Genomic DNA, 1,350 nt, shown 5'->3' on the forward strand with positions numbered 1-1,350 from the left:
GTGGGAGCGGCCCCCGGCCGCGAAACCCTCTGTGGGAGCGGCCTCCCGGCCGCGATGCCCTTTGCCACCATATCGCGGCCAGAGGCCGCTCCCACGGAGGCCACTCCCACAGGTCCCCGTTTCAAGCGCCGCCAGGTCCCATAACCTGAAATCACCCAATCCATTCACCCCGCCCCCGCCATGGCCGATGCCCACCTGTCCGAATTCGAGCTGATCGAGCGCTTCTTCTCCGGCCGGGACCGGGGTCCGGGCATCGTGCTGGGGGTCGGTGACGACTGCACGCTGCTGTCGCCGCGCCCCGGACATCAACTCGCCGTCAGCGTGGACACGATGGTCTGCGGCACGCACTTCTTCCCGGATCAGCCCGCGGCGGCGGTTGGTCACAAGGCCCTCGCCGCCGCGCTCAGCGACCTCGCTGCGATGGGCGCGGAACCGCTGGGGACATTGCTGGCGATCACGCTGCCCGGGACCGACGAGGCGTGGCTGATGGCCTTCGCCGAGGGCATGGGTGCACTGGCGGAGCGGCTGCGGGCGCCCCTGATCGGCGGCGACACCACGCGCGGTCCGCTGGCGGTCAGCGTGACCGTGATCGGCGAGGTGCCGGCGGGTCTGGCCTTGCGGCGCAGCGGGGCGGAGCCGGGCAACCTGGTGGTCGTGAGCGGCAGCCTTGGGGGCGCATTCGCCGGTCTGCAGGCGGAGCGGGAACGGCGCGAGGCGGGCGGGAAGCCGCCGGCCGTTCAGGACGCCTCGCACCGGCGATTCTTCTGGCCCGAGCCCCGGATCGCCCTGGGACGTGCGCTGCGCGGGCACACCCGTACCGCGATCGACATCTCGGACGGGCTGCTCGCAGACCTGGCGCACATCTGCACGGCCTCGGGTTGCGGGGCAACCCTTGAGGCCGAGTCGATTCCGCGCGATCCGCTGCTGGCCGGCTGGGCCGATGCAGCGGCCCTGTCCGCCGCGCTCTCCGGCGGCGACGATTACGAACTGCTCTTCGCCTGGCCCGCCCGCCAGCGCACCGAACTGCGGGTGCTGGCCTCCGGGCTGCAGCTGCCGCTGACCGTGATCGGCGAGTTCAGGAGGGAGCCGGGCATACGGGTCCTCGACGCCACCGGCCAGCCGGTGACCCTCGCCGAGCCCGGCTTCGACCACTTCCGAGCCGACTGAAGGCGTCCGGTCAGCGAGGGGCTCGCCTGCCATGGGGGTAGCCATGCGAGGGCGTGTTGGCACGCGACTGGGCGCCGGAGTGGCCTCTAGTGGGCCATGCGGAAAGTTCGGTACCAGATCGCTTCGCCAGAAGCGCCGGCGCTGCGTTGGGCAAGTTTGAAATAGGCCCACTATTCCTGCACT

The 1,350-nt window shown here is 71.3% G+C and carries 1 protein-coding gene; it reads left to right on the forward strand.

Annotation, left to right across the window (positions count from 1 at the left end):
• Positions 1–180: 180 nt before the first annotated feature.
• The gene (thiL, locus tag ACESMN_RS13615) at positions 181–1,167 is read left to right on the forward strand and encodes a thiamine-phosphate kinase (RefSeq protein WP_373054150.1); all 987 of its coding nucleotides are present in this window, start codon (positions 181–183) and stop codon (positions 1,165–1,167) included.
• Positions 1,168–1,350 lie beyond the last annotated feature (183 nt).

The sequence above is a fragment of the Thioalkalivibrio sp. genome, from assembly GCF_041690275.1.
Taxonomy (GTDB): domain Bacteria; phylum Pseudomonadota; class Gammaproteobacteria; order Ectothiorhodospirales; family Ectothiorhodospiraceae; genus Thioalkalivibrio.

Excerpts from the sequence above, each read along its gene's own strand:
- thiL (WP_373054150.1), top strand. The coding sequence starts at position 181 with ATGGCCGATGCCCACCTGTCCGAATTCGAGCTGATCGAGCGCTTCTTC.